Annotated in this window: 18 protein-coding genes, 17 tRNA genes and 1 rRNA gene; 32 read left to right on the forward strand and 4 right to left on the reverse strand. The window is 41.3% G+C overall.

Going from position 1 to position 19,458, the window contains the following annotated elements; genetic code table 11:
* From rrf to B7723_RS02345, 18 genes are all read left to right on the forward strand, one after another.
* A 5S ribosomal RNA gene (gene rrf, locus B7723_RS02260) occupies positions 1 to 95 on the forward strand; the annotation flags it as partial.
* A gap of 29 nt (positions 96 to 124) precedes the next feature.
* Positions 125 to 197 (forward strand) — tRNA-Val (locus B7723_RS02265).
* Between the two features lie 2 nt (positions 198 to 199).
* Positions 200 to 272, forward strand: a tRNA-Asp gene (locus B7723_RS02270).
* Positions 273 to 296: 24 nt separating this feature from the next.
* Positions 297 to 369 (forward strand) — tRNA-Lys (locus B7723_RS02275).
* Positions 370 to 374: 5 nt separating this feature from the next.
* Positions 375 to 456: transfer RNA gene (locus B7723_RS02280), tRNA-Leu, on the forward strand.
* A gap of 12 nt (positions 457 to 468) precedes the next feature.
* Positions 469 to 541: transfer RNA gene (locus tag B7723_RS02285), tRNA-Thr, on the forward strand.
* Positions 542 to 568: 27 nt separating this feature from the next.
* Positions 569 to 640, forward strand: a tRNA-Gly gene (locus B7723_RS02290).
* Between the two features lie 7 nt (positions 641 to 647).
* Positions 648 to 733: transfer RNA gene (locus tag B7723_RS02295), tRNA-Leu, on the forward strand.
* Positions 734 to 744: 11 nt separating this feature from the next.
* Positions 745 to 818 (forward strand) — tRNA-Arg (locus tag B7723_RS02300).
* A gap of 15 nt (positions 819 to 833) precedes the next feature.
* Positions 834 to 907 (forward strand) — tRNA-Pro (locus B7723_RS02305).
* A 5-nt stretch (positions 908 to 912) separates the two neighbouring features.
* Positions 913 to 986 (forward strand) — tRNA-Met (locus B7723_RS02310).
* A gap of 13 nt (positions 987 to 999) precedes the next feature.
* Positions 1,000 to 1,073, forward strand: a tRNA-Ile gene (locus tag B7723_RS02315).
* 11 nt (positions 1,074 to 1,084) lie between these two features.
* Positions 1,085 to 1,174: transfer RNA gene (locus tag B7723_RS02320), tRNA-Ser, on the forward strand.
* An 11-nt stretch (positions 1,175 to 1,185) separates the two neighbouring features.
* Positions 1,186 to 1,259: transfer RNA gene (locus B7723_RS02325), tRNA-Met, on the forward strand.
* 3 nt (positions 1,260 to 1,262) lie between these two features.
* Positions 1,263 to 1,335, forward strand: a tRNA-Phe gene (locus tag B7723_RS02330).
* Positions 1,336 to 1,350: 15 nt separating this feature from the next.
* Positions 1,351 to 1,421: transfer RNA gene (locus B7723_RS02335), tRNA-Gly, on the forward strand.
* A 33-nt stretch (positions 1,422 to 1,454) separates the two neighbouring features.
* A tRNA-Ile gene (locus B7723_RS02340) sits at positions 1,455 to 1,528 on the forward strand.
* 8 nt (positions 1,529 to 1,536) lie between these two features.
* Positions 1,537 to 1,624, forward strand: a tRNA-Ser gene (locus tag B7723_RS02345).
* Positions 1,625 to 1,700: 76 nt separating this feature from the next.
* On the opposite strand, the gene birA is transcribed toward B7723_RS02345, so the two are convergent.
* Both birA and B7723_RS02355 read right to left on the reverse strand, forming a co-directional pair.
* A complete protein-coding gene (gene birA, locus B7723_RS02350) occupies positions 1,701 to 2,636 on the reverse strand; it encodes a bifunctional biotin--[acetyl-CoA-carboxylase] ligase/biotin operon repressor BirA (protein WP_084849278.1) in 936 nt (311 codons plus the stop codon).
* On the reverse strand, positions 2,633 to 3,493 hold the full coding sequence (locus B7723_RS02355; RefSeq protein ID WP_000959977.1) for an AraC family transcriptional regulator: 861 nt from the start codon (positions 3,491 to 3,493) through the stop codon (positions 2,633 to 2,635). Before B7723_RS02355 ends, birA begins: the two co-directional genes overlap by 4 nt.
* A gap of 107 nt (positions 3,494 to 3,600) precedes the next feature.
* Here B7723_RS02355 and B7723_RS02360 point away from each other — a divergent pair, with 107 nt between their 5' ends.
* The 14 genes from B7723_RS02360 to B7723_RS02430 all read left to right on the forward strand — a co-directional run bounded on the left by B7723_RS02360 (position 3,601) and on the right by B7723_RS02430 (position 18,846).
* On the forward strand, positions 3,601 to 5,763 hold the full coding sequence (locus B7723_RS02360; protein WP_084849288.1) for an alpha-galactosidase: 2,163 nt from the start codon (positions 3,601 to 3,603) through the stop codon (positions 5,761 to 5,763).
* Positions 5,764 to 5,797: 34 nt separating this feature from the next.
* On the forward strand, positions 5,798 to 7,048 hold the full coding sequence (locus B7723_RS02365; protein ID WP_084849277.1) for an extracellular solute-binding protein: 1,251 nt from the start codon (positions 5,798 to 5,800) through the stop codon (positions 7,046 to 7,048).
* A gap of 18 nt (positions 7,049 to 7,066) precedes the next feature.
* A complete protein-coding gene (locus B7723_RS02370; protein WP_084849276.1) occupies positions 7,067 to 7,939 on the forward strand; it encodes a carbohydrate ABC transporter permease in 873 nt (290 codons plus the stop codon).
* 16 nt (positions 7,940 to 7,955) lie between these two features.
* Entirely contained in the window at positions 7,956 to 8,789 is an 834-nt protein-coding gene (locus tag B7723_RS02375) for a carbohydrate ABC transporter permease (protein WP_000711270.1), read from the forward strand.
* A gap of 195 nt (positions 8,790 to 8,984) precedes the next feature.
* The gene (gene gtfA, locus B7723_RS02385; RefSeq protein ID WP_084849274.1) at positions 8,985 to 10,427 is read left to right on the forward strand and encodes a sucrose phosphorylase; all 1,443 of its coding nucleotides are present in this window, start codon (positions 8,985 to 8,987) and stop codon (positions 10,425 to 10,427) included.
* Positions 10,428 to 10,558: 131 nt separating this feature from the next.
* Positions 10,559 to 11,752 (forward strand): O-antigen ligase family protein, encoded by a 1,194-nt coding sequence (locus tag B7723_RS02390; protein WP_025170970.1) that lies wholly within the window; start codon positions 10,559 to 10,561, stop codon positions 11,750 to 11,752.
* A gap of 144 nt (positions 11,753 to 11,896) precedes the next feature.
* Entirely contained in the window at positions 11,897 to 12,340 is a 444-nt protein-coding gene (locus B7723_RS02395; RefSeq protein WP_084849273.1) for a MarR family winged helix-turn-helix transcriptional regulator, read from the forward strand.
* A 3-nt stretch (positions 12,341 to 12,343) separates the two neighbouring features.
* Complete coding sequence (locus B7723_RS02400; RefSeq protein ID WP_084849272.1) at positions 12,344 to 13,108, forward strand: nuclear transport factor 2 family protein; 765 nt, start codon at positions 12,344 to 12,346, stop codon at positions 13,106 to 13,108.
* 14 nt (positions 13,109 to 13,122) lie between these two features.
* Entirely contained in the window at positions 13,123 to 13,851 is a 729-nt protein-coding gene (locus B7723_RS02405) for an ATP-binding cassette domain-containing protein (protein ID WP_084849271.1), read from the forward strand.
* Positions 13,844 to 15,364 (forward strand): ABC transporter permease/substrate-binding protein, encoded by a 1,521-nt coding sequence (locus B7723_RS02410; RefSeq protein WP_084849270.1) that lies wholly within the window; start codon positions 13,844 to 13,846, stop codon positions 15,362 to 15,364. The genes B7723_RS02405 and B7723_RS02410 overlap by 8 nt, the downstream gene beginning before the upstream one ends.
* Before the next feature lie 489 nt (positions 15,365 to 15,853).
* Positions 15,854 to 16,456, forward strand: a complete 603-nt coding sequence (locus tag B7723_RS02415; RefSeq protein WP_000846129.1) for a hypothetical protein — start codon at positions 15,854 to 15,856, stop codon at positions 16,454 to 16,456.
* Positions 16,456 to 17,247 (forward strand): energy-coupling factor transporter transmembrane component T, encoded by a 792-nt coding sequence (locus B7723_RS02420; protein ID WP_193431856.1) that lies wholly within the window; start codon positions 16,456 to 16,458, stop codon positions 17,245 to 17,247. Before B7723_RS02415 ends, B7723_RS02420 begins: the two co-directional genes overlap by 1 nt.
* Positions 17,223 to 18,059 (forward strand): ABC transporter ATP-binding protein, encoded by an 837-nt coding sequence (locus tag B7723_RS02425; protein ID WP_084849268.1) that lies wholly within the window; start codon positions 17,223 to 17,225, stop codon positions 18,057 to 18,059. The genes B7723_RS02420 and B7723_RS02425 overlap by 25 nt, the downstream gene beginning before the upstream one ends.
* Positions 18,046 to 18,846 (forward strand): energy-coupling factor ABC transporter ATP-binding protein, encoded by an 801-nt coding sequence (locus tag B7723_RS02430; protein ID WP_084849267.1) that lies wholly within the window; start codon positions 18,046 to 18,048, stop codon positions 18,844 to 18,846. Before B7723_RS02425 ends, B7723_RS02430 begins: the two co-directional genes overlap by 14 nt.
* 224 nt (positions 18,847 to 19,070) lie before the next feature.
* Here B7723_RS02430 and B7723_RS10510 read toward each other — a convergent pair whose 3' ends face one another.
* Entirely contained in the window at positions 19,071 to 19,232 is a 162-nt protein-coding gene (locus B7723_RS10510; RefSeq protein ID WP_001062367.1) for a hypothetical protein, read from the reverse strand.
* Positions 19,220 to 19,447, reverse strand: a complete 228-nt coding sequence (locus B7723_RS02435; RefSeq protein ID WP_084849266.1) for a DNA-binding protein — start codon at positions 19,445 to 19,447, stop codon at positions 19,220 to 19,222. Before B7723_RS02435 ends, B7723_RS10510 begins: the two co-directional genes overlap by 13 nt.
* Between the last annotated feature and the right edge of the window lie 11 nt (positions 19,448 to 19,458).

Consider the following 19,458-nt stretch of genomic DNA (forward strand, 5'->3'; position numbering starts at 1 on the left):
GATACACCTGTACCCATGCCGAACACAGCAGTTAAGCCCTAGAACGCCGGAAGTAGTTGGGGGTTGCCCCCTGTGAGATATGGAAGTCGCTTAGCAGAATAGGAAGTTTAGAGACTTCCTTTTTGGGAGTTTAGCTCAGCTGGGAGAGCATCTGCCTTACAAGCAGAGGGTCAGCGGTTCGATCCCGTTAACTCCCATAGGTCCCGTAGTGTAGCGGTTATCACGTCGCCCTGTCACGGCGAAGATCGCGGGTTCGATTCCCGTCGGGACCGTTTAAGATAACGGAAGTTATTTTAGACTCGTTAGCTCAGTTGGTAGAGCAATTGACTTTTAATCAATGGGTCACTGGTTCGAGCCCAGTACGGGTCATATTTGCGGGTTTGGCGGAATTGGCAGACGCACCAGATTTAGGATCTGGCGCTTAACGGCGTGGGGGTTCAAGTCCCTTAACCCGCATAATAGAAATCAGCCGGCTTAGCTCAGTTGGTAGAGCATCTGATTTGTAATCAGAGGGTCGCGTGTTCAAGTCATGTAGCCGGCATTTTTTTATATAGAATAAGAGGTCGATGCGAACGTAGTTCAGTGGTAGAACACCACCTTGCCAAGGTGGGGGTCGCGGGTTCGAATCCCGTCGTTCGCTTAGAGAGGCCGGGGTGGCGGAACTGGCAGACGCACAGGACTTAAAATCCTGCGATTGGTAACGATCGTACCGGTTCGATTCCGGTCCTCGGCATATAATGATGAGCACCCTTAGCTCAACTGGATAGAGTACCTGACTACGAATCAGGCGGTTAGAGGTTCGACTCCTCTAGGGTGCATTTTTTTATTTAACGCGGGAAGTAGCTCAGCTTGGTAGAGTACTTGGTTTGGGACCAAGGTGTCGCAGGTTCGAATCCTGTCTTCCCGATTCATGGCGGTGTAGCTCAGCTGGCTAGAGCGTCCGGTTCATACCCGGGAGGTCGGGGGTTCGATCCCCTTCGCCGCTATATTGATCTTGTTGGACCTTTAGCTCAGCTGGTTAGAGCTCTCGGCTCATAACCGAGTGGTCGTAGGTTCAAGTCCTACAAGGTCCATTGTAAATAATGGAGGATTACCCAAGTCCGGCTGAAGGGAACGGTCTTGAAAACCGTCAGGCGTGTAAAAGCGTGCGTGGGTTCGAATCCCACATCCTCCTTTTTATATTAACGCGGGATGGAGCAGCTCGGTAGCTCGTCGGGCTCATAACCCGAAGGTCGTAGGTTCAAATCCTGCTCCCGCAATTTGGCTCGGTAGCTCAGTTGGTAGAGCAATGGATTGAAGCTCCATGTGTCGGCGGTTCGATTCCGTCTCGCGCCATATTTGTTTTATTAAGCGGGTGTAGTTTAGTGGTAAAACTACAGCCTTCCAAGCTGTTGTCGCGAGTTCGATTCTCGTCACCCGCTTTGAACGAAAGTTCATACCAAGTTTTTGAACTTGGGCGCGTAGCTCAGGTGGTTAGAGCGCACGCCTGATAAGCGTGAGGTCGGTGGTTCGAGTCCACTCGTGCCCATTATAATAGGAGAATTACTCAAGAGGCTGAAGAGGACGGTTTGCTAAATCGTTAGGTCGGGTAACCGGCGCGGGGGTTCGAATCCCCCATTCTCCGTAAGTTAAGAGAGCTGTTAGGCTCTTTTTTTGTATGTAAATCCCCCTTCTAAATCGTTAAAAGGGGGATTTGTTTATTACCAACTTGTTAGCGATATTTCTCCGCTATTTAGCCAGATAGTATGTTTATCTTCAAGTTCAACTTGAAGTTGACCAGATTCTGAGATTTCTTTTGCAAGTCCTTTTTTAAATTTTCCATCTAGCTGGAAGGTAACTTCTTTTCCAAGAACTATTGATCTTTCTTTATAGATATAAAGTAGCTCATCTGAATCCGTATTGTAGAAACAATTCCATATTTCGCTGATGAGATCATTACGACTAATTGGTGCAGGTGCCATAAATAGACTACCTGCTTTTTCTTTTAGGTTATCTGGGAAGTCTGCTATAGAAAAATTTATACCTAGTCCGATAATGACGTCTGTAACCAAGCCTGTCTCAACTGATGTCATCACTTCGGTGAGGATACCTGCTATCTTTTTATTTTTAAAGTAGATGTCATTTACCCATTTGATATCTACTTCTATCATAGTTAGATTTTTAATGGCTTTGCAGACTGCAGCTGCCACAAGAAGAGTATAGGATGGGAGTTTTTCATAGGGAAGGTTTGGTTGAATATGCAGAGACATATAGATCCCGCCCTGAGATGGAGAATAGTAGGGGCGCTGAAAGCGGCCACGACCTGCTGTTTGACAGGTTGAAAGATAGAGTGTGTTTCCTTTGTTTCCAGCTTCAATCCCTTCTTTTGCATCTGTTTGTGTTGATTTTGTCTCAGGTTTGTAGCGAATGGTTAAGTTGGTGTTCTCTTGAATCAATTCAGGCAATATAAGATCTCCTTGAGTAAGCTTGTAGCCTCTATTTTTGATACTATCAACTTCTAGGCCTTCTTGTTGAAGACGTTGGATCGCTTTCCATATAGATGTACGGCTTAAATTCAGTTCTTCTCCGATTTTTTCTCCGCTAACATAATCGTTTTCTCTAGCTAATATTTGGTAGACTAGTTGGTGTGATTTCATTGATTTTCCTTTCTAGCTGAGAGGGAATGAGAGTATTCTTTTCGAGTTTGACTAGGTGTTTTATGAAAAAACTGTTTGTAGGCTTTTGAGAAATGTAGTGGGTCTGAAAAACCTACAGAATATGCAATGACTTTGATCGTTTCATTTGTGTGTTCTAGTAACTGTTGCGCACGCTTCATTCGAACGAAAAGTAAATACTCTTTTGGAGAGAGTTGGTGAAATTCTTTAAACACACTAGTTAAGTAACTTCTATGAACCGATAGCTCTTTAGCTAAATCTTGAATGGTGAGCGATCGTGGATAGTGACTATCAATTAATTGTTTGCAGTCAAGATAGAGCTGGTGAGTTGATGAAATATTCTCTTTTTTCTGATTGGGAGCAATCGTTCCTAGATGAAACATTAGTTCATGGAGTTGTCCCATGATGTGGAGTTGAGCCAATTCATTTGATTTTGTAATCTGAGCGAAACGGACAATATTTTCAACGAGTTTTGCAGTTGTTTGTGTATGACAGTTATTTGACTGGGTGAGGTAGGATTGGTCAGAAATTTGAGATAGAGCAAAGTAGTCAGGTGCCCTCCCTCCAGTGATCCCCAACCAGTAGTAAGCCCAAGGATCCTGGTTATCTGCTTGATAGAATGTTAATTCATCTGGTTTTAGTAAAAAGAAATCTCCTGCCTTTAAATCAACAATTTTCCCCTTATAATGGAATTGACCTTTTCCTTTAGTAATGTAATGGAGTACATAGGTATCTCGAATAGCTGGGCCAAAAGAATAGTTAGGCGTACATTCTTCATAACCGTAAAAGCTAAGAGAAAGGTCAATTGTTCCAGTCTGGTATTCTGAAAAAACGAGCATGTGCCACCTCCTACCTAACATTTTACCATATTCTTGAGACATTTTTCTATTTTGGAAAGCGCTTTTATTTGTTAAAATTTTATCAGGAAATCGATGAGGTACAATTTATGGGAATTCGGATAGAGAATAATCTATTTTACGTTGAGAGTAAAGGTTTAAGTTTGATTATTGAAAATAGGGATGGGTTCTTATTATTAAAACATTTAGGAAAGACTATTAAGAACTATAGAGGGGCTAATAGTGTTTACGAACGCGATCATGCTTTTTCTGGTAATCCCATAGCTACTAATCGAACCTTTAGTTTGGATACGCAACGTCAGATTTTTGGACAACATGGTTTGGGTGACTTTAGAAAACCAACTTTACAGGTTCAACATGATGCAACTGAAGTAACAGACTTTCGATTTGTAGAAGCAAAGATTTTAAAAGGTCAGAATGGTCCACAGGGCTTACCTTCTCCTCACAGCATGGATGCTACAGAGACGCTTGCCTTGATTTTAAAAGATCCTCAAGCTAAACTTAGTCTGACTTTGTATTATACTGCTTTTGATAATGATGCGACAATTGCTAGTTACAGCAAATTGGAGAATAATAGTAATCAGGAAGTTGTCATTCATAAGGACTTTTCTTTTATGGCTGATTTTCCCGCTGCAGCTTACGAAATAGTGACTTTACAGGGAGCTTATGCTCGTGAAAAGACTGTCCGACGTCAACAGGTAGAGCAAGGAATCTTTTCGATTAGTTCGAACCGTGGAGCTTCTGGGCATGCTCAAACACCAGCTCTTCTATTATGTGATCAAGGAGTTACAGAGGATGCTGGGAATGTGTTTGCTCTACAACTGATGTATAGTGGAAACTTCGAAGCTTTTGTCCAAAAGAATCAATTGAATGAAGTTCGGGTTGCTATTGGGATTAATCCAGAAAATTTTTCTTGGAAGTTAGATCCTAAGGAAAACTTTGAAACACCGGTAGCTTTTGTGACTTATTCAGATAAGGGATTAATTGGTATTAGTCATGAAAGTCAGAATTTTGTACTTAAGCACATTATGCCAAGTAAATTTTCTAAAAAAGAGCGTCCAATTCTTATCAATAACTGGGAAGCTACCTACTTTGACTTTCAGAGAGAAAAACTGTTAGAGTTGGCAGATGAGGCTAAGAAAGTTGGTATTGAACTTTTTGTATTAGATGATGGGTGGTTTGGTAATCGCTTTGATGATAATCGTGCTTTAGGTGATTGGGTTGTGAATGAGAAAAAATTGGGTGGAAGTCTAGAAAGTCTGATTTCAGCTATCCATGAAAGAGGTTTGCAGTTTGGGCTTTGGTTAGAACCTGAGATGATTTCCGTTGATAGCGACTTGTATCGTAAACATCCTGACTGGGCTATTCAGGTTCCAGGTTATGAGCATACCTATTCTCGAAATCAATTAGTACTTAATCTTGCCAATCCTCAGGTAGTAGAATATCTGAAAAATGTTTTAGATGAACTCCTCTCTCATCATAAAATTGACTACATCAAATGGGATATGAACCGTAATATTACTAACCTGGGGAATGGTTCAGCCTACTTGGAAACCCAGATGCAGTCTCATCAGTATATGTTGGGGCTTTACGAACTCGTTTCGTATCTGACAGAGAAGCACAACCATATTCTCTTTGAGTCCTGCTCTGGTGGTGGTGGACGAAATGATCTTGGTATGATGCGTTATTTCCCTCAAGTCTGGGCAAGTGATAATACTGATGCTATTGCACGTTTACCAATTCAATACGGCTCATCCTATCTCTATCCAACCATTTCTATGGGGGCTCATGTGTCAGCAGTACCAAATCATCAGATGGGACGAATGACACCATTGGAAACTCGTGGTCACGTGGCAATGATGGGAAATCTGGGTTATGAACTTGATTTGACAAGTTTATCAGATGAAGAGAAGGATGAGATTGCTAATCAGGTGAACTTGTATAAAGAATTGCGACCAGTAGTCCAGTTGGGAAATCAGTATAGGTTAATCAATCCCAATGCTGAATCCAATGAAGCAGCTCAACAATTTAACTATGGAAATCAAACGATTGTAACCTACGTCCGAGTCTTATCAGTTGTAGAAACAATGGAAACCACCTTGAAACTGAAAGATTTGGAGGTGGAAGGGCTTTATGAGCTGGAAGGGACAAACATTGTTTATTCGGGTGCAGAGCTCATGTATGCAGGTTTAACTGTTACCCTATCACCAGGAGATTTTTTGAGTAGACAGTATAAATTCAAAAGACTATAATAAAAGCGTATAAATTTATCAAGGAGGCATTCCAATGAAATGGTATAAGAAAGCAGGTTTTCTTTTAGTAGCTGGGGCAAGTTTACTAGGCCTAGTGGCTTGTGGTCAGAACAATCAATCAGCTGATGGTAAGGTAACGATTGAGTTTTTTAACCAGAAGACCGAGATGGCAGATACCTTGCAAAGGATAGTGGATGATTTTGAAAAGGAACACCCTAATATTGATGTGAAGCTGACTACAGTACCTTCAGCTGGAATTGTTCTAAAGACTCGTATTTTATCAGGAGATGTTCCAGATATTATTAATATCTATCCTCAAAATATGGATTTTCAGGAGTGGGCAAAAGCAGGTTATTTTGCAGATATGACAGGGAAGTCCTATCTTGAGAACATCAAGAATGACTATGCTGAAAAGTATGCGATTAATAATAAAGTTTATAGTGTGCCTTTAACGGCCAACCTTTATGGAATCTATTACAATAAAACGAAGTTTAAAGAATTAGGACTTGAGGAACCGAAGACTTTTAAAGAGTTTCAAGAGATTGTCAAAAAGATAAAAGATAGTGGGAATTCTCCATTTGCGGTTGCAGGCAATGAAGGCTGGACATTAAATGGTTACCACCAACTTTCTCTCATTACTCTTACGGGTAGTGGAGACGCGGCTAATAACTACCTTCGCTTTTCAAAACCAAACGCTATTTCTGCAGATGATGCTATTTTAAAAGCAGATGCAGAACGACTCGATTTATTAGCAGATAATGCTCAAGATGGTTGGCGTGGTGCCTCTTATAATGATGCGGTGGTAGCATTTTCAAGTGAAAAAGCCTTGATGATGCCACAAGGATCATGGGCATTAGCCGCAATTAATCAACAGGATCCAAAATTTGAGGTGGGGATGTTCGCCTTCCCTGGAGAAGAAGTAGGAAAAGAAGTCACTGTTGGTGCAGGGGATATGGCATTATCAACTTCAGCTACTACCAAACACCCTAAGGAAACCGAAGAATTTATCAGCTATATGACTAGTCCAAAAGCTATGCAGTCATACTATGATGTAGATGGATCACCTGTTGCGGTGAAAGGCATACAGGAAAAAGAAGATTCAGCGCTTGCAGCTATTTCTAAACTGGCATTTACGGACAAACATTATGTTTGGTTGGGCCAACGCTGGAACTCTGAAGAAGACTTTTTTAATCTAAGTACAGGTTACCTGATGGATAAAAATCTGAAAAATATGGCAAACAATCTCAATGCTTTCTTTAATCCAATGAAGGCAGATTTGGACTAGAATAGGAGTTAAGATGATATGGCTATTCGAAAATTTTTAAATAAATACTGGGGTTGGACATTTTTGCTCATCCCGCTTGCTTTACAAGCTATCTTCTTTTACTTTCCAATGGTACAAGGTGCTTTCTACAGTTTGACTAACTGGACTGGATTGACCTATAATTATAAATTTGTTGGTTTAAATAACTACAAATTACTGATGATTGATGGGAAATTCTTCACAGCGATCGCCTTTACTTTGATTTTAACTCTGGCATTGATTATTGGAGAGATTACGATTGGGATGGTTGTCGCACGAGCCTTAAATTCTAAGATGAAGGGGCAGACCTTCTTTAGAGCTTGGTTCTTTTTCCCGGCTGTTTTGTCTGGTTTGACAGTTTCCTTGATTTTTAAACAATTCTTCAACTATGGGCTTCCAACGATTGGAAAAATTTTAGGAATTAGCTTTTTACAAGAGAGTCTGTTGGGGACACCTGTCGGAGCGGTAGTGGCAACTATTTTTGTTCTTCTATGGCAAGGAGTAGCAATGCCAATCATTCTCTTTCTTGCTGGTCTTCAGAGTATTCCAACTGATATTTTAGAGGCAGCATCAATTGATGGTGCAACCAGTAAACAAACTTTTTGGAAGATTGAATTGCCCTTTTTACTGCCAACAATCTCTATGGTTTTTATCTTGGCTCTTAAGTCCGGTTTGACAGCCTTTGACCAGATTTTTGCGTTGACGAGTGGTGGTCCAAATAATGCTACAACGTCTCTTGGACTTTTAGTATACAACTATGCTTTCAAGAGTAATCAATATGGATATGCGAATGCAATTGCCTTGATTTTATTCTTAATTATTGGAATTGTTTCTATTATCCAAATCAAGCTATCAAAGAAATTTGAAATCTAATAGAGGAGTCCTACACATGAAAAAAGAAGAAAAATTGAATCAGTTTTGGAAATACGTCCTCTTGATAGTCGGTGGTATTCTTATACTTGTTCCTTTGTTGGTAACGGTATTTAGTTCTTTCAAGACAACTAAGGATATCATGAATCATTTCTTTAGTTTGCCCAATCCTTTTACCTTAAGTAATTATGAACGATTAATTTCGGACGGAATTGGAGGCTATTTCTGGAATTCAGCAGTTATTACGGTGTTATCATTGATTGTAGTAGCTTTCTTTATACCAGCTGCAGCTTATTCCATTGCTCGAAATATGTCCAAGAAAAAAGCCTTTGCAATTATGTATTCGCTCTTGATCTTAGGGATATTTGTTCCATTTCAGGTGATTATGATTCCCATCACAGTTATGATGAGTAAACTCGGTCTAGCAAATATGTGGGGGCTAGTAATACTCTACCTAACTTATGCTATTCCACAGACTCTCTTCTTGTATGTTGGTTATATAAAAATCAGTGTACCAGATAGTTTGGACGAAGCTGCGGAAATTGATGGGGCTGATCGTTTTACAATTTATCGTCGAATCATTTTTCCAATGTTGAAGCCCATGCATGCTACAACTTTGATCATCAATGCATTATGGTTCTGGAATGACTTTATGTTGCCACTGTTGATTCTGAATAAGGATTCCAAGATGTGGACTTTGCCTCTCTTCCAGTACAACTACCAAGGTCAGTACTTCAATGACTATGGCCCAAGTTTTGCATCTTATATTGTGGGAATTGTAACGATAACCATTGTCTACCTCATCTTCCAAAAACATATCATTTCAGGAATGAGTAACGGGGCAGTGAAGTAAGAAAGTGCTTATGGAATTTATAATTCCATACATAGAGGAACAGTTCAGCTTATTGACAATTCTATGTAGAAAAAAGAAAGTAGTACTTAGTTACTTGCAGTTTATATTAGTACTGAACAAAAATCTAAAAATATCTTTCATTTACAAAGCCAGGTCATATAAGACTTGGCTTTCATCAGAAAAAGGAGACCATCTATGACCATTCAAAATAAAACCATGTTGATTACTTACTCAGATAGTCTTGGAAATAACCTTAAAGACTTGTATGAGAATTTGGAAGAACATTTTGGCGATGCTATTGGGGGAGTTCACCTTCTACCATTTTTCCCGTCAACAGGTGATCGTGGATTTGCACCAGTTGACTATGATGAAGTGGATCCAGCGTTTGGTGATTGGGAGGATGTTAAGCGTTTAGGTGAGAAATATTATCTTATGTTTGACTTTATGATTAATCATATTTCTCGTAAATCGAAATATTATAAGGACTATCAAGAAAAACATGAAGCTAGTGAATTCAAAGATCTCTTTTTAAACTGGGATAAGTTTTGGCCGGAAAATCGTCCGACACAAGCTGATGTAGATTTAATTTATAAGCGTAAGGACCGTGCACCAAAGCAAGAGATTGTTTTTGCGGATGGTTCAGTAGAACATTTGTGGAATACTTTTGGTGAGGAGCAGATTGATCTTGATGTGACCAAAGAAGTAACGATGGCATTTATCCGTAAGACGATTCAACATCTAGCAAGTAACGGGTGTGATTTGATTCGCCTAGATGCTTTTGCTTATGCGGTGAAGAAATTGGATACCAATGATTTCTTTGTGGAACCAGATATTTGGGACTTATTGGATAAGGTCCGGGATATAGCAGCTGAATACGGTGCAGAGCTCTTACCTGAGATTCATGAACACTATTCGATTCAGTTTAAAATAGCGGATCATGATTACTATGTTTACGATTTTGCCCTTCCAATGGTGACCCTTTATACTCTTTACAGTTCCAGAACAGAGCGCTTAGCTAAGTGGTTAAAGATGAGCCCGATGAAGCAATTTACGACACTAGACACCCATGATGGGATTGGAGTGGTGGATGTCAAGGATATCCTGACTGATGATGAAATTGACTATGCTTCAAATGAGCTCTATAAGGTTGGAGCGAATGTCAAACGTAAGTACTCTAGTGCAGAGTATAACAATCTAGATATCTACCAAATCAATTCAACCTACTATTCTGCGCTTGGAGATGATGATGTCAAGTACTTCCTAGCTCGTTTGATTCAAGCTTTTGCTCCAGGCATTCCTCAGGTTTACTATGTGGGTCTATTAGCAGGAAAAAATGACTTGAAATTATTAGAAGAAACCAAAGAAGGTCGAAATATTAATCGTCATTACTATAGCAATGAGGAAATAGCAGAAGAAGTTCAACGTCCTGTGGTGAAGTCTCTTCTCAATCTATTTTCTTTCCGTAATCGGTCAGAGGCCTTTGACCTAGAAGGGACTATTGACATTGAAACACCAACAGCTCACAGCATTGTAATCAAACGTCAAAATAAAGACAAGTCCGTAACAGCAGTAGCAGAAATTGATTTGCAAAGTCAAACCTATCAAGTAGTGGAAAACGGCAGAAACATTCAGTTCTAGTGCTATATTGATGATAGAATTTTTTGTGGTGAAAACGTGTTCATTGTTCCCAAATGACAGAAAAAATGGTAGAATATAAAGATAGTTTAGCATTTATCTTCTGGAAAAATCCAGAACAGAAAGGATCCGTTTTGAAATCAATTGGATTACTGGATAAGATAAGAGGGCTTTCGAAAAAAGATTTCTTTTTGTATTTGATGATCATAAGTATCTTTTTACCTTTTTATTTGTTCTTAGCCCTCTTTGCTTTATATTTGATAGGTTTACTTGTTACTGGGGAGATGAAGGGAATTATCAAAGGATTGGCCAAACATCCTGTACTTCTCTTTTTTATTGCCTACAGTAGTATCATCTCTATCGTCGCCAAGAACTGGCTTGGATTGGTTGCATCTTTACTGATGTTTCTCTTCCTCATTTTCTTTAGCTTCTACCAGAAACGTCTGACACATGCTTTCTTTCGACTGATACTGCAGACAATTTTGTTTGGTAGTGTGCTCTCTGCTGTTTTTGCTACCTTGGAGCATTTCCAAATTGTAAAGAAATTTAACTACGCCTTTCTTTCGCCTAATATGCAAGTATGGCACCAAAACCGTGCAGAGGTCACCTTCTTTAATCCTAACTACTATGGAATTATTTGTTGCTTCTGTATCATGATTGCCTTTTATCTCTTTACAACGACGAAGCTAAGATGGTTGAAAGTCTTTTGTGTGCTAGCAGGTTTTGTGAATCTATTTGGTTTGAATTTTACACAAAATAGAACAGCCTTTCCTGCCATCATCGCTGGTGCTATCATTTATCTCTTTACAACCATTAAAAACTGGCGTGCCTTCTGGCTCAGTATTGGAGTTTTCGGGATTGGTCTTTGTTTCCTCTTCTCAAGCGATTTGGGTGTCCGTATGGGAACGCTAGATTCTTCAATGGAGGAGCGTGTTTCAATCTGGAATGCGGGTATGACTTTGTTTAAGCAAAATCCGATCTGGGGTGAGGGTCCGCTGACCTATATGAATTCTTTCCCGAGAATCCATGCACCTTACCACGAACACGCGCATAGTCTTTACATCGATACTATTTTAAGTTATGGTTTGATTGGAACCATTCTCCTATCCATTTCTTCGGTTATCCCGGTTCACATGATGATGGATATGAGTCAGGAGTCTGGTAAACGACCAATTATCGGTCTTTATCTCTCCTTCTTGACAGTAGTCGCTGTACATGGGATTTTTGACTTGGCTCTCTTCTGGGTTCAGTCAGGATTCATCTTCTTGCTGGTTATGTGCAGTTTACCACTGGAACATCGAACACTGGTGTCCGAAATGACAGATTAAGTTAATAAATAGTGAAGATCTTCTACTTTAGGTAGGAGGTCTTTTTTGTTGGTGGAAATTATTTCTAAGTCGAAATAGTTGACAGATGGAATGATAAGTATTACAATATAATATAATTCGGTATAGAAATAAATTGGAGAAGTCATGAAAGATAGTCATTTGGTAGCCCATCATATTCGTTTGTTGAATGGGCGGATTTTTCAAAAGTTACTGAGTCAGGATCCTGAGGCTCTTTATCGGAGTGAACAGGGCAAGATTTTAGCGGTTTTATGGAATAGTGAAACTGGCTGTGCAACTGCGACAGATATTGCGCTTGCGACTGGTCTTGCTAACAATACGCTCACAACCATGATAAAGAATCTTGAGGAGCAAAACCTGGTCATCATTAGTCCATGTGGAATAGATAAGAGAAAGAAATATGTCAAGTTGACAGAGCAAGGTTTGTCCCAGAAAGAAATTGGCCAGCGTGTCAGTCAAAAATTGGATGCAATTTTTTATAAAGGATTCACTGAGGAAGAAATTCGTCAATTTGAAAGCTATCAGGAACGCATTTTGGACAATCTGAAAGAGAAAGCAAATGAGGAATAAATCATGTCAAAACAAGTTGAAAATGCACAAAATCTATATATTCATGCTATTCAAGACGGACGAGTTGCTGAGGCTCAAGCTCAGTCTGTAGGGGATACTTATATTCAACACTCAACAGGTGTGCCAGATGGGAAAGAAGGGTTTGCGGTTTTCTTTGCTAATTTCTTTGAGCGCCATCCCGAGCGTGAGATGAAAATTGTTCGCACTATTGAGGATGGCAATCTGGTCTTCGTCCATGTTCATCAATATCTCAATGGTGGGGAAGCTCAATGGGTGACGACAGATACTTTCCGTGCGGATGAGAATGGTCGTATCGTGGAGCATTGGGATGTTATTGACTACTATCGTGCTCCAGAAAATGGACAGTTAGACCAGATCTTTGGAGATTTTAAAATCAAGGATTTGGACAAGACAGCAGAAAATAAAAAGTTGGTTCGTCGTTTCTTGACAGAAATTTTCCAAAATGGGGAGCTAGAGCAGTGGAGTGATTATGTGGCAGACGATCTGATTCAGCATAAGCATGAGATTGGTCAAGGGAGTGCTGCTTATAAAAACTATGTGGTTGAACATGGTGTCACTTTCGACTTTGTTTTCCAGCTTTTAGGACAAGGAAACTACGTGGTTAGCTATGGCCAGACTCCGATTGACGGAGTTGCCTATGCCCAGTACGATATCTTCCGTTTGGAGAAAGGCTTGATTGTGGAGCATTGGGACAATAAAGAAGTCATGCCTAAGGTAGAAGACTTGACGAACCGAGGAAAATTTTAAATTGAGGACAAAGAATGATTGAATACAAAAATGTAGCGCTACGCTACACAGAAAAAGATGTTTTGAGAGATGTTAATTTACGAATTGAGAATGGAGAGTTCATGGTTTTAGTTGGGCCTTCTGGGTCCGGTAAGACGACGATGATTAAGATCATTAACCGTCTTTTGGAACCAACTGATGGAAATATTTATATGGATGGCAAGCGCATCAAAGACTATGATGAGCGGGAGCTTCGTCTTTCTACTGGTTATGTTTTACAGGCCATTGCTCTGTTTCCCAATTTAACGGTTGCAGAAAATATTGCTCTCATTCCGGAGATGAAGGGCTGGACTAAGGAAGACATTGCGAAGAAAACAGAAGAGCTTTTGGCTAAAGTTGGTTTACCAGTGGCTGAGTATGGGCATCGTTTACCTAATGAATTATCTGGTGGAGAACAGCAACGGGTCGGTATTGTCCGTGCTATGATTGGTCAGCCTAAGATTCTCCTCATGGATGAGCCCTTTTCAGCCTTGGATGCTATTTCGAGAAAACAGTTGCAGGTTCTGACGAAAGAATTGCATAAGGAGTTTGGGATGACAACGATTTTTGTGACCCATGATACGGATGAGGCTTTGAAATTGGCGGACCGTATTGCTGTCTTGCAGGATGGAGAGATTCGTCAGGTGGCGAATCCCGAGACGATCTTAAAAGCGCCTGCAACGGACTTTGTAGCAGACTTGTTTGGAGGTAGTGTTCATGACTAATTTGATATCAACTTTTCAGGAGCGTTTTGGTGATTGGGTAACAGCTCTATCTCAACATTTGCAGTTGTCGCTTTTGACTTTGTTACTAGCTATTTTTATCGCTATTCCCTTGGCTGTTTATCTTCGTTATCATGAGAAATTGGCGGACTGGGTCTTGCAAATTGCAGGGATTTTCCAGACCATCCCGTCTCTGGCTTTATTGGGACTTTTTATCCCCTTGATGGGAATTGGAACCTTGCCTGCTTTGACGGCTCTAGTGATTTATGCGATTTTCCCGATTTTGCAAAATACTATTACTGGACTGAAGGGAATTGATCCGAGTCTGCAAGAGGCTGGGATTGCCTTTGGGATGACCAGGTGGGAGCGTCTCAAGAAGTTTGAAATTCCACTTGCCATGCCTGTCATAATGTCTGGTATTCGGACGGCGGCGGTTTTGATTATCGGTACGGCAACCTTGGCTGCCTTGATTGGTGCAGGGGGACTGGGTTCCTTTATCCTTTTGGGAATTGACCGCAATAATACCAGTCTGATTTTGATTGGTGCCCTTTCTTCTGCAGTGCTGGCCATTGCCTTTAACTTCCTACTAAAAGTGATGGAAAAAGCAAAATTGCGGACGATTTTCTCTGGTTTTGCCTTAGTGACCTTATTGCTGGGTCTGTCGTATAGTCCAGCACTCTTAGCTCAAAAAGAGAAAGAAAACTTGGTGATTGCTGGGAAATTGGGACCGGAACCCGAAATTTTGGCTAATATGTATAAGTTACTGATTGAAGAAAATACCAGTATGACTGCGACTGTTAAGCCGAATTTTGGGAAAACAAGCTTCCTCTATGAAGCTCTGAAAAAAGGGGATATTGATATCTATCCTGAATTTACTGGTACGGTGACTGAAAGTTTGCTTCAGCCATCACCCAAGGTAGGTCATGATCCAGATCAGGTTTATCAGGTGGCGCGTGATGGCATTGCCAAACAGGATCATCTGGCCTATCTCAAACCCATGTCTTATCAAAATACCTACGCTGTAGCTGTTCCGAAAAAGATTGCTCAAGAATATGGCTTGAAGACCATTTCGGATTTGAAAAAAGTGGAAGGACAGTTGAAGGCCGGTTTTACTCTCGAGTTTAATGACCGTGAAGATGGAAATAAGGGCTTGCAATCAATGTATGGTCTCAATCTCAACGTAGCGACCATGGAGCCAGCCCTTCGCTACCAGGCAATTCAGTCAGGCGATATTCAAATCACGGATGCCTATTCGACGGATGCAGAATTGGCGCGTTATGATTTACAGGTCTTGGAAGATGACAAGCAACTCTTCCCACCTTATCAAGGAGCGCCACTCATGAAAGAAGCTCTTCTTAAGAAACATCCTGAGTTGGAGACAGTTCTCAATAAATTGGCTGGTAAAATTACTGAAAGTCAGATGAGCCAGCTCAACTACCAAGTCGGTATTGAAGACAAGTCAGCAGAACAAGTAGCCAAGGAGTTTTTACAAGAACAAGGTTTGTTGAAGAAATAGTTTGAAAATGTCAAACTCAACTTGCTTAAACGACTATAGAAAAGAATGCTCAGACAATGTCGTCTGGGCTTTTTTGATATTAGAGTTACTGAATGTCTTTCAAAATGGAAAATAATACTCAATGAAAATCAAAGAGCAAACTAGGAAGCTAGCCGCAGGCTGCTCAAAGTACAGCTTTGAGGTTGTAGATAGAACTGACGAAGTCAGTAACATATATACGGTAAGGCGACGCTGACGTAGTTTGAATTTGATTTTCGAAGAGTATAAGAGGAAATTTTCAGGATTTTCTAGATTTTCACTGTAAATACACTTGACTATTCACAAAATAGGTGTATAATGTGTTGTGAACTACTTAACAAATAAAGATTTCCAGCTCATGTCGACTAAGGATGGAAATCTTGTGTATAGACAGTTCAGTAGATATATAATAGAGCGTTGCGTCCGAAAGTCTATCCAGACACGGCTCTTTAAAAACAAAAGGAGAAGATTATGAAAACAGAACCGATTCATCGTACCAGTATGTGGAAATTTAAGTTAAGTGCTGCCACCATGACTTTGATTCCCGCTGCCGTGGGGATTAACTATGTTGCCAAAGCCTTGGCGGAGGGGTTAAAGTTGCCCGTTTGGCTGGGGTCTTTGGGAACCTTTCTTACCAGCATGTTGGCTGGGCCGGTTGCCGGTGCCATTAGTGGTTTCATCAACAACGTGATCTATGGGCTGACCTTATCGCCAATTTCAACCGTGTATGCGATTACCAGCATCGGAATTGGGATTGCTGTCGGAGTTTTGCACGCCAATGGGTGGTTCTCGTCAGCGCGACGAGTATTTGTTTCTGCTATTATTATTGCCATCGTTTCAGCTGTCATTTCAACGCCACTCAACGTCATCTTTTGGGGTGGTCAGACCGGTATCGCTTGGGGTGACTCATTGTTTGCGGTAATGGTCGCCAATCATGCACCAGTGTGGCTGGCCTCATTTACCGATGAGTTTGTCTTGGATATTTTGGATAAAGTCTGCGTGGCCTACCTGGCATTCTTCATCTATCGTCAGCTTCCGAAGCGGATGGTGCACTTCTTTAGAGATGATAAATGATGACTGATAAAACATTGATTTCTGGAGCGCCACGGGTCAAGCTCAAGTGGTACCAGGTGATCGATCCGATTACTAAGCTCTTGTTCATCTTGGACATGACGTTGTTGAGCTTTGCCAGTATGAATTTATTGCTTCAGGCCGGATTAATTCTTGTCGCAACACTGCTATTGTTATTTTCCAAATTGAGTTCTACCACCTTTAAGGCGCTGGGATTCAGCCTGTTTCTGATTTGCACCATGCTGATCATCCAAGGGTTATTTTACAGTCGGAATCAAACTGTGCTGTTTTCTGTGCTTGGGATGTCGTTCTACAAAGAAGGCCTGATTTACGCCACCACTCTGGGTTGTCGAGTATTGGTGATTATTTTGACCAGTGGCTTTTTTATGGTGACCACGAGTATTTCAGAAAACGCGGCCTATTTGGAACTGTCCGGATTGTCTTATAAAACCGTCTACGTTCTGATGTCGGTGTGTTATATTTTGCCGGAAATGATGCGCAATATGCGGAAAATCCAGCAGGCACAAAAAGTTCGCGGAACCAATCCGCAAAAAACGTTGATTCAGAAATTAAAGTCAGTCCTGCCGGTTCTAATTCCATTGGTGATTAAGACCTTGGATCAATCGATGACGCGGTCGATTTCTCTCCAACTGAGAGGTTTTGATAATCTCAACCGGACTGTCAGAACCTCCCAGCGCGTGTATCGCCTGTCGCGGACGCTGCACATTGGTCTGACTGGATTGGCAATTTTATTGATTGGGTGGAAGATATGGACGAAGATAAACGGATTGTAATTGAAAATTTGACCACCCGTTATCCGGGTACTGAGCAACCACAACTGCGTCAGATTAACGCGGAGGTTCATACCGGCCAGGTGGTTGGGATTATCGGGAATAGCCACTCCGGCAAATCGACTTTGTGCCGTGTGCTGGCAGGGGTCATTCCCAAAATTGTGTCTGCTGAGATTGAGGGCGATTGGCACATGTTTGGCCAGCGAGTGTCTGACAATTGGCCCGTTTATAATGCCATGAATGGAGTTGTACTGCAAAATCCAGCTGGCCAACTAAGCGGGTTGGCATACACGGTTGCCGATGAAATTGCCTTTGACTTGATTAATCAGGGAATGGCTGAAGGACTGATTCAAAAACGGGTTGAAGAAGTTGCCACGCAAATGGGGCTGATTGAACAGCTGAATTTGCGTCCCGAGAGCCTTTCCGGTGGTCAGATCCAGCGGTTGGCAATTGCCACGGCGATTGTGGCTAATCCGGCTGTTTTGATTATGGATGATCCGACCAGTGAGATGGATCCCCTTGGCCGCCGGCAATTTTTCCAATGGCTGGCCAAAGTCAAAGAGACGACTGTCTTCATTGTCACCAGTGAAATTGACGATTTGTGCGAAGTCGCCGACGTTGTGTGGGTGCTGCACGAGGGTCAAATGGTAGCCCAGGGCAGGCCGGGTGAGGTGTTTAATCATTTGGCAGCTGACTGGCAGATTCCAGCCCCGACAATCCAGCAACTTGCTCAAAAAATGGATTGGCACTTGGCTGATGGCCGGTATCCGGTGAATTATGCTGATCTGAAGGAGGTTCGTTATGTCCACAATTGAACTGAGTCACCTGACGTTCTCTTATCCGGAACGGTCCTTTAGCTTGGATGTTGAAGACAAACACTTCGCCGATCCGATGGTGGCGATTGTCGGCCAAAATGGTGCCGGCAAATCAACGCTCTTCAAATTGTTGACGGGTTTGCTGACACCACAAACCGGTGTGATTAAGATCGATGGAGAAAATTTTAATGATCTTAAACCAGTCGAAAAGTTACTGAAGGTTGGGATTACTTTTCAGAATCCTGACGATCAGCTTTTCAACCCGACCGTTCTACGAGAGGTGGAGTGGAATGTCGCGCAGGTCATGGATGACCACGACACGATTACGAGGCGGGCTTTAGCGGCTCTAAAAAGAGTTGGCTTGGATGATAAAACAGCTGAAAGTCCATATGATCTGTCATTGTCGGAACGCAAGCTGTTGAGCGTTGCCACAGTTTTGGCAGTGGATCCGGCGATTTATTTATTTGATGAGCCGATGATGTCGCTTGATTGGGAAAGCCGGCGCAAGTTGACCGCAATTTTCCATCAGTTGGCTGATTCGGGCCACCAAGTTGTGACCATCACCCATGACATGGATTGGGTCGCCGCCGAGTTTGAGTCGGTGTATGTTATGGAACACGGGAAGTTTGGCTTCGCCGGCAGTCCACGGGAATTGTTCAGCAATCACGAACTTGTCCAGCGAGTGGGATTACTACCACCGCGGATTATGGACATAGCGGAGTCGCTGGGTGATTCACAGACATATTTATCGGTTAATGATTATTGCCAGAAAAATCGAGATGTATAGAAAAAGTCACCTCTGCGGGTTTTCCAGGTTGAAGGATTAACTTCAGCTTCTGGCAAGAACTCACATGGGTTACTTTTGTGTTTAATAACGTTTCATGATCATCGGGTGCTTCCTCAGATCACTCGGTTTGATTTTACTTTGTTTCATGGTCATAATCATATACCATTTCTTTTGGATTTTTTGTTTGACTAATACAAAATAGGTCTTCATAGGTCTTCGCATTTTTAGCGCCCATTAGGATCATCAGTATAATTTTCTGAATTAGGAGACTGTCCCATCACTATTCGAACTTCGTCTCCCAACTTACGCTGTTCCCATTCATCCGTGAATCCTTTAAATCGCAATTCTGGAACTTTCTTTTTAACTGAATCATCTATTTTCGCCATAGTCCCCACCATTTTATTGGTTTTTCTTGTTCTTCTATCCTTTTTTGATATTTGATTTGTTCCTGCAAATTTTCCAACTTCTCTTTAAGAGCGTTCACTTCATCTTTATATTGATTGTCTAAGTGTTTGAATTCTGTTTCCTGTGAGGGCATTTTGAGGGCTTTTAAGTTATCATTTTCCGCCTTGTATTCTTCTAGCAACTTTTTATCTTGCAAGGCTAATCGTT

The sequence above is a fragment of the Streptococcus oralis subsp. oralis genome, assembly GCF_002096435.1.
Classification (GTDB): Bacteria; Bacillota; Bacilli; order Lactobacillales; family Streptococcaceae; genus Streptococcus; species Streptococcus oralis_AA.